Source organism: Streptomyces pseudogriseolus (assembly GCA_002154585.1).
Lineage (GTDB): Bacteria > Actinomycetota > Actinomycetes > Streptomycetales > Streptomycetaceae > Streptomyces > Streptomyces pseudogriseolus.
Genome location: MUNG01000262.1, coordinates 1 through 8,149, shown reverse-complemented (window position 1 = coordinate 8,149; position 8,149 = coordinate 1). Strand labels below are relative to the sequence as shown.

At 72.7% G+C, this 8,149-nt stretch carries 4 protein-coding genes; all 4 read right to left on the bottom strand.

Annotation, left to right across the window (positions count from 1 at the left end; translation table 11 throughout):
- Nucleotides 1-57: 57 nt before the first annotated feature.
- Entirely contained in the window at nucleotides 58-1,587 is a 1,530-nt protein-coding gene (locus CCN29_RS22440) for a hypothetical protein (RefSeq protein ID WP_086684037.1), read from the bottom strand.
- A 123-nt stretch (nucleotides 1,588-1,710) separates the two neighbouring features.
- On the bottom strand, nucleotides 1,711-6,663 hold the full coding sequence (locus CCN29_RS22435; protein ID WP_086684034.1) for an NAD-glutamate dehydrogenase: 4,953 nt from the start codon (nucleotides 6,661-6,663) through the stop codon (nucleotides 1,711-1,713).
- A 422-nt stretch (nucleotides 6,664-7,085) separates the two neighbouring features.
- Entirely contained in the window at nucleotides 7,086-7,766 is a 681-nt protein-coding gene (locus tag CCN29_RS22430) for an HAD family hydrolase (protein WP_031019548.1), read from the bottom strand.
- Nucleotides 7,767-7,788: 22 nt separating this feature from the next.
- Nucleotides 7,789-8,149, bottom strand: a 361-nt coding sequence (locus tag CCN29_RS22425) for a DUF6912 family protein (protein ID WP_086684031.1), incomplete at its 5' end; no start/stop codon positions are given.

Below are 8,149 nucleotides of genomic sequence, written 5' to 3'. Positions count from 1 at the left end.
CGCAGTTCCCCGCGCCCCTTATGGGCGCCGCGCGCCGGCCCACAGCGCCTGCCGCCCTCACCGCACCGCGTACAGCACCTCCCCCCGCGCCCCCCGCGCAACCTCCCGCAGGGCCGGGTCGGCCAGGGCGCCGCGGCGGTCCAGTACCCACCGCACCTCGTACTCCCGCTCGATGCGCCGCCGCTCCCCCGCGGACGTGTCCTCGGCGAAGTACGCCTCCGTCGCGGCCGTGCGGCGCTGCTCGTCGGGGAGGAAGAAGTCGGGGTAGCCGGGGGCGACCGTGTAGGGGCCGTAGGCGGGGACCTGGCGGGCGATCCGGCCCTCGGCCATGACGACGTCGCCGTACCGCACCCAGCGGGTGATCCACCCGTACCCGGGCCACGGCCGCCGGTACCTGTCCGCCACCGGGCCCGGCAGCGCGTCGGCCGGCACCACGTAGCCGAGTGCGCCCGCCTGCGCCCAGGCGCCGGCCAGCAGCGCCCCGGCGAGCAGCGCCGCCCACACCGCGCGCACCCGCCGCGCCCCCGCCTCCACGACCGCGAGCGCCGCAGCGAGCTGCGCCGGGATCAGCGCCGCCGGAAGGGCCCGCGCCCAGGAGTGATGTCCGGTGAGCCGTCCCGCGGCGACGATCAGCACGCCCAGGGCGCAGAAGACCACCAGCGGGTCCCGGTGGTCGCGCCGCCAGCGCGGCACCAGCGCGGCCACACCGAGCAGCGCCAGCCCGTACCGCGCCGCCGGGTGGTCGTACAGCACCCGGTGCACCGCTTCCAGCCGGCCGCCCGCGTCCGCCAGCGCGAAGAAGTCGTAGTACGGCCACGCCCCCAGCACCGCCACGCCCAGCAGCAGCGCGGCGCCGAGCCGGGGCCACACCGCGCGGCCGGGACGCGCGGCGACCACCGTGGCGGCGGCGCCGGCCGTGGCGACCACCCCGGAGAACTGGTGGCAGAGCAGGACCACCGCCCACAGCACACCGAGCCCCAGCCACACCCCCCACCCGGCCGGCCGGCGCAGCGCCCCGCTCAGCCAGGCCCAGAAGTGGAAGGCGAGCCCCAGGGTGAAGGTGCTCGGGTACGCCGCCGTCAGGGCGAGCGAGTGCAGCCCGGGGAAGCCGCTCCACAGCAGCGGCTCGGTGCCCCACAGGAACAGCAGGGACAGCAGCGCGAGCGCGGGCGCGGCCGGGTGCGCGCTCAGCGTCCGCACGTACCGCCACACCCCGGTGACCAGCAGCGCCAGTCCGGCCACGGCGGCCAGGCGGAGCACCACGAACACGTCCAGCCCTGTCACCCGGGCCACCCCGCCGAGCACCAGCGTCCACGGCGAGTAGTACGGGCTCGGGGTGTTCGCGTCGACCAGCGGGTTGCCCGGGGCGAGCGGGGAGTGCCGCAGCCGCTGCACGGTCGCCGCGTGGATGCCGAGGTCGCCCATCCACGGCAGCCGGACGACGACCAGGACCAGCAGGAGCAGGACGAGTCCGGTGACGCCGGTGGCCAGGGCCCGGCCGACGGCGGCCGGGCGGAGCGGGGAGCGGCGGGCGCCGGCCTCCCCGGCCTTCCCCGCCTCCCCGGACGACGGGAATCGGACAGTCACGTCTGAGCCCTATCCCGTCGCGGCGCCCCTCCCACGGGTTCGCAGCGGATTCCCGCCCAAGGCACCACACACGCGCGAGGGGCGCCCGGGACCGTCACGCTCCCGGGCACCCCTCGAGAAACCCTACGAGTGCGACCTCAGCAGCGTGCGCATCGTCCGCATCGCGACCGACAGGTTCGCCAGGTCGAACTCGTCGGAGGTGTGGATCTCCTCCAGCGTGGTGCGGGCCCGGCCCAGCAGCGCCGCGTTCTTCTTCTCCCACAGCGCGAAGCGCTGCTCGGGCGTCGACGAGCCGTTGCCCTCCGCCAGCACGTCCGCGGTGACCGCCGCGTGCGCCGCGTACAGGTCCTCGCGGATCGCCGCGCGGGCCATGGACTGCCAGCGGTCCGCGCGCGGCAGCTCGATGATCCGGTCCATCAGCTGAGTGATCCGCAGCCGGTCGGCGAGGTCGTAGTACACCTCGGCGACCTCCAGCGGCTCCTTGCCGGTCCGGTCGGCCACGGACACGATGTCGAGCGTCGGGAAGGCGGAGGAGAAGCCGGCGACCCGGGTGGCCAGCTCGTCCGGGACCCCGGCGCCGCTGAGCTCGTCGTAGATCTTCTGGTACCACCCCAGGTCCTCGCCGCGCAGCAGCTTCGGCAGCTGCGCCCAGACCTGCTCCACCCGCTCGGCGAAGAACGACACCGTCTCCTCGAGCTGGAGCGGCTGCGGCCGGTTGTTCAGCAGCCAGCGCGTGCCGCGCTCCACCAGGCGGCGGGAGTGCAGCCGGATCCGGGTCTGGGTGGCCGCGTCGACCTTGGTGTCGAGCGCCTCCACGCCGTCCCACACCACCGAGGAGCGGAAGATCGCGCGGGCCGCGGTCTGCGCCCGGACGATCTCCTCCAGCGACGCCCCGGTCTCCTCGCGCATCCGGTGCAGATACGTGGTGCCGCCGGTGTTGACCGTGTCGTTGACCAGCACGGTCGTGGTGATCTCACGGCGCAGCGGGTGGCTGTCGATGAACTCCCCGAACTGCTCGCGCAGCGCGGTCGGGAAGTACGCGTGCAGTAGACCCTTCAGGTACGGGTCGTCCGGCAGCGAGGTGTGCAACAGCTCGTCCGCGACGGTGATCTTCGTGTACGCCAGCAGCACGGCCGTCTCCGGCCCGGTCAGGCCCTGCCCGGAGGCGAGCCGCTCGCGGATCTGCCGGTCGGTTGGCAGGAACTCCAGGGCCCGGTCCAGATGGCCCTCGCGCACCAGGTGCTTCAGGAAGCGCTGCTGCGCGTGGATCATGTCCTTGGACTGGGCGAGCGCGTTGGCGATGGCGGTGTTCTGCGCGTAGTTGTTGCGCAGCACCAGCCGGCCGACCTCGTCGGTCATCTCGGCGAGCAGCTTGTTGCGCTGCTTCACCGTCATGTCGCCTTCCTTGACCAGGCCGTTCAGCAGGATCTTGATGTTCACCTCGTGGTCCGAGGTGTCCACGCCCGCGCTGTTGTCGATGGCGTCGGTGTTGATCCGGCCGCCGTGCAGCGCGAACTCGATCCGGCCGAGCTGGGTCAGGCCCAGGTTGCCGCCCTCGCCGACGACGGCGACGCGCAGGTCCTTGCCGTCGACGCGGATCGCGTCGTTGCTCTTGTCGCCGACGTCCGCGTCGGTCTCGGTGGACGCCTTGACGTACGTGCCGATGCCGCCGTTCCACAGCAGGTCGACCGGCGCCGTGAGGATGGCCTTCATCAGGTCGGCCGGGGTCATCTTGGTGACGCCGGACTCGATGCCGAGGGCCTCGCGGATGTGCGCGTTGACCGGCACGGACTTGGCGGTGCGCGGGAAGACCCCGCCGCCCGCCGACAGCAGCGCCGTGTCGTAGTCGGCCCAGGAGCTGCGCGGCAGCTCGAACAGGCGGCGGCGCTCGGCGTAGCCGGTGGCCGCGTCCGGGTTCGGGTCGATGAAGATGTGCCGGTGGTCGAAGGCGGCGACCAGGCGGATGTGCTCGCTGAGCAGCATGCCGTTGCCGAACACGTCGCCGGACATGTCGCCGATGCCGACGACCGTGAAGTCCTGGGTCTGGGTGTCCACGCCCAGCTCCCGGAAGTGCCGCTTCACGGACTCCCAGGCGCCGCGGGCGGTGATGCCCATGCCCTTGTGGTCGTAGCCGGCCGAGCCGCCGGAGGCGAAGGCGTCCCCGAGCCAGAAGTTGTAGCTCTCGGCGACCTCGTTGGCGATGTCGGAGAAGGTCGCGGTGCCCTTGTCGGCGGCGACGACCAGGTAGGTGTCGTCCTCGTCGTGCCGGACGACGTCCGCCGGCGGCACGACCTCGCCGCCCACCATGTTGTCGGTGATGTCCAGCAGCGCGGAGATGAACGTCCGGTAGGAGGCGATGCCCTCGGCCAGCCACGCGTCGCGGTCGGCGGCCGGGTCGGGCAGCTGCTTGGCGACGAACCCGCCCTTGGCGCCGACCGGCACGATGACGGTGTTCTTCACCATCTGCGCCTTGACCAGGCCGAGGATCTCGGTGCGGAAGTCCTCACGCCGGTCGGACCAGCGCAGACCGCCGCGCGCGACCTTGCCGAAGCGCAGGTGCACGCCCTCGACGCGCGGCGAGTACACCCAGATCTCGAACGCCGGGCGCGGCGCCGGGAGATCCGGGATGGCCGTCGGGTCGAACTTCATGGAGACGTAGTCGTGCGGCTCGCCGCCGCTCGTCTCCTGGAAGAAGTTGGTGCGCAGGGTCGCCTTGATGACGGTGAGGAAGGAGCGCAGGATGCGGTCCTCGTCGAGGCTGGCGACCTGGTCGAGGGCGGCGTCGAGCTCCTCGAGCAGGGCGTCCACCAGCTCGTACCCGGCGCGCTGCCGGTCCGGCGACATCCGCGCCTCGAACAGCGAGACCAGCAGCCGGGTGGTGTGGACGTTGTGGCGGAGGGTGTCCTCCATGTAGTCCTGGCTGAAGGTGGACCCGGCCTGGCGCAGGTACTTGGCGTACGCCCGCAGCACCATCGCCTGACGCCAGGTGAGCCCGGCGCTCAGCACGAGGGCGTTGAAGCCGTCGTTCTCCGCCTTGCCGGTCCAGGTCGCCGCGAAGGCCTCCTGGAAGCGCTCGCGGGCGTCGTCGCCGAGGTAGTCCACCCCACCGCCGGGCGCCTGCGGCATGCGCAGCCCGAAGTCGTAGATGTAGGCCACGCTGCGGTCGTCGCACCGCAGCTCGTACGGCCGCTCGTCGACGACCTCGACGCCGAGGCGCTGGAGCACGGGCAGCACCGCGGACAGGGAGACGGCCTCGCCGGTGCGGTAGATCTTGAAGCGGCGCTCGTCGGGGGCGGCGCCCACGGGCTCGTACAGGCTGAGCGCGAAGTCGCGCTGCTCGGTCAGCTCCTCCAGGCGCACCAGGTCGGCGACGGCGCTGCGCGGGGAGTGGTCGGCCTTGTAGCCCTCGGGGAAGGCGTCCGCGTAGCGGCGCAGCAGCTCGGCGGCGCGCTCCTCGCCGAACTCGGTGGTCAGCGCCTCGGAGAAGCCGTCGGACCAGGAGCGGGCGGCCTCGGCCAGCCGGGACTCGATGCGCTCCTTGTCGCTGTCGGACAGGGGGCGCAGCTCGGTGCCCTGCGGGACGCGGACGACGAAGTGCAGCCGGGAGAGGACCGACTCGGTGTTCCAGGCGGTGAAGTCGACGCTGACGCCGCCGAGCTCCTCCTTGAGGATGTCGATGATCCGCAGCCGCACGGCGGTGGTGTAGCGGTCGCGCGGCAGGTAGACGAGGGCGGAGTAGTAGCGCCCGTACTCGTCCTGGCGCAGGTACAGCCGCAGCCGGCGGCGCTCCTGGAGGTAGAGCACCGAGGTGGCGATGGACTTCAGTTCCTCGGGCGGGGTCTGGAACAGCTCGTCGCGCGGGTAGGTCTCCAGGATCTGGAGCAGGTCGCGCCCGTCGTGGCTGTGCGGCGAGAAGCCGGCCCGCTCCAGGACGTCCTCGACCTTGCGGCGGATCACCGGGACCCGGCGCACGGACTCGGTGTAGGCGGCGGAGGAGAACAGTCCGAGGAAGCGCCGCTCGCCGACCACGTTGCCGTCGGCGTCGAACTTCTTCACGCCGATGTAGTCCAGGTACGACGGCCGGTGCACGGTGGCGCGGCTGTTGGCCTTGGTGAGGATGAGCAGCTTGTGCTCGCGGGCCTTGGCGCGGGCGTCGGCGGGCAGCCGCTCGAAGGACGGGCTGACCGGGTGGTCCTCGTCGGTCGCGTGGTGCGGGTCGGAGCGCAGGATGCCGAGGCCGGTGCCGGGCACGGCGGCCAGCGAGTCGTCCTCGCGCAGCTGGTACTCGCGGTAGCCGAGGAAGGTGAAGTGGTCGTCGGCGAGCCAGTGCAGCAGCTCACGGGCCTCCTCGGCCTGGAGCCGGGGCAGGTCGGCGGGGACGGGCTCGTCGGGCAGCGCGTCGGCCAGCGCGGTGGCCGCCTGGCGCATCTTGCCCCAGTCCTCGACGGCCTCGCGGACGTCGGAGAGGATGCGCAGCAGGTCGGCGGTGATCTGCTTGAGGTCGCCGCGGTCGGTCTCGCGGTCGATCTCCACATGGATCCAGGACTCGACGTGCGCGTCGTGCGGCAGGTCGCGGACGTCCTGCGGGAGGTCGCCGCCGACGGTGTCGGAGAGGACCTCGATCAGCTTGCCGGTCACGTCCCGGCGGACCACGAACTGCGGGTGGATCACGACGTGGATGCCGCGGCCCTGACGGGTCAGCTCGTTGGTGACGGAGTCGACGAGGAAGGGCATGTCGTCCGTGACGACCTCGACGACGGAGTGGGTGCAGGTCCAGCCGTTCTCCTCGACGGTCGGGGTGTGCACCCGGACGTTCGCCGTGCCCTGGGGGCGGTTCTCGGCGAGGCGGCGGTGCGAGACGGCGGCCCCGAAGAGGTCGACCGGGTCGCGGTCGGTGAGGTCTTCCGGGGCGGTGTGCAGGTAGTAGCGCTGGAGGAACGTGAGGACGGCATCCCGGTCGGGCGTGTCCCCCTCCGCGGTCCCAGTCGGCAGTTTCCCCCCGGCCGGGCTGTTCTCAGCTACCCGGGCGGCCCGATCGAGCAGCTCGGCCTTGGCTTCGTCCAGCTTGGTCTGCATGGTCCTCTGGCTCCTGTCGCGCGCCGTTGCGTGACGTAGAAGGAAGTACGGTCTCCGACCCTGTGGTGCGGCGGTACGACACGGGGTGTCCGGTCTGTGCCGACGGTATGCCGCAAGGTGGGAGGAGCGGGGGCTTCTCGGCGGAATCCGATGCGTCCGACGGGTGTGACGTGGCTCTCCGTGACGCCTGCCCCCCTGGGGTGCGCCGCGTCCCGTGCCGCCCGCGAGGATCAGCGGTCGCCACCCGGTCACGGATGTCCTCCGTGCACGCCGGGCGCACAGCGGGGACGCCACGGTCCCCGCGAGCTATCGCGCTGATCACGCCACCTAGGCTATCGCTCTTCGGAGGGGCCCCGTCATGAGCCGTATGTGTACAAAACCGGGGGGCGAACTTTGACGTTTCGCACAGTGCGCGGAGCCCTTCAGGGGCGGCCGGAGACCGCGAGACGCTCCGCCTCGGCCACGGCCTCGCCCAGACTGTCGACCACCGGAACCCCGGCCGCCTCCAGGCTCGCCCTGCCGTGCGAGCCGCCGGTCCAGAGCACGGCGTGCGCGCCCGCGTGGAGCGCGGCCAGCGCGTCGTCGGCGGCGTCCCCGATGACCACCGTGCGCCGGGGGTCCACCGTGTCGCGCAGCGCGTCGAGGTGGCGCACCATGTGCTCCGCCTTGCTGCCGCCGGAGGGGCCGGTGCGCCCGTCGACGCGTATGAAGTGCGAGGAGATCCCGAAGTCCGCGACCAGCGGGACCAGGTCCTCGTGCCCGTACATGCTGAGGATCGACTGGCTGCGGCCCGCCGCCACCCACGCCTTCAGCAGGTCCTCCACGCCGTCGGCGAGACCGCAGCCCACCCGGTGCTCGGTGTAGTGGCGGTGGAAGACGGCGTCCATGACCTCCCACTCGGCCTGGGTGGGCAGCCGGCCCATCAGCCGCTCGTAGAACCGCGGCACCGGCACGCAGTACAGCTCCCGGTACCGCTCCAGCGTGATGGGCGCGAGGCCCAGTTCGGCGAAGGCCGCGTTCGTCGCCCCGATGACCGCGTCGACGTCGTGGAACAGCGTGCCGTTCCAGTCCCAGACGATGTGCGCGTCCGTGTGCGTCCCCATGCGAAGAACCTACCCGGGCGGGTCAGGCGATCAGCTGCGGGATCTCCTGCGTCGCGAACCACAGCAGCTCGTGGTCCTCGGCGCCGTCCACGACGAACTGCGCGTCGTCGTCGCCCTTGGCCGCCGCGTCCAGCGCACGCGCGGCGGCCGCCACGTCCTCCTCGGCGTCCTCGGCGTCCACGTGCACCGCGGCCGCCTTCGCCAGCCGGACGGGCCCGGCAAGGCGCACCTCGCCCAGCGAGGCCGGGTCCGGGCCCAGGCCGGGTTCGGCGGAGGCCGCGCCGTCGGCCACGTCGACCGCGACCACGACCCGGCGGCGGGGCGCTGCGGGGTCGGCGGCGAGGAGGCGCAGGGAGGCCAGGGCGGCGCGGCTGAGCGCGGCG

Excerpts from the sequence above, each read along its gene's own strand:
- CCN29_RS22430 (WP_031019548.1), bottom strand. The coding sequence starts at position 7,766 with ATGGGGACGCACACGGACGCGCACATCGTCTGGGACTGGAACGGCACG.
- CCN29_RS22435 (WP_086684034.1), bottom strand. The coding sequence starts at position 6,663 with ATGCAGACCAAGCTGGACGAAGCCAAGGCCGAGCTGCTCGATCGGGCC.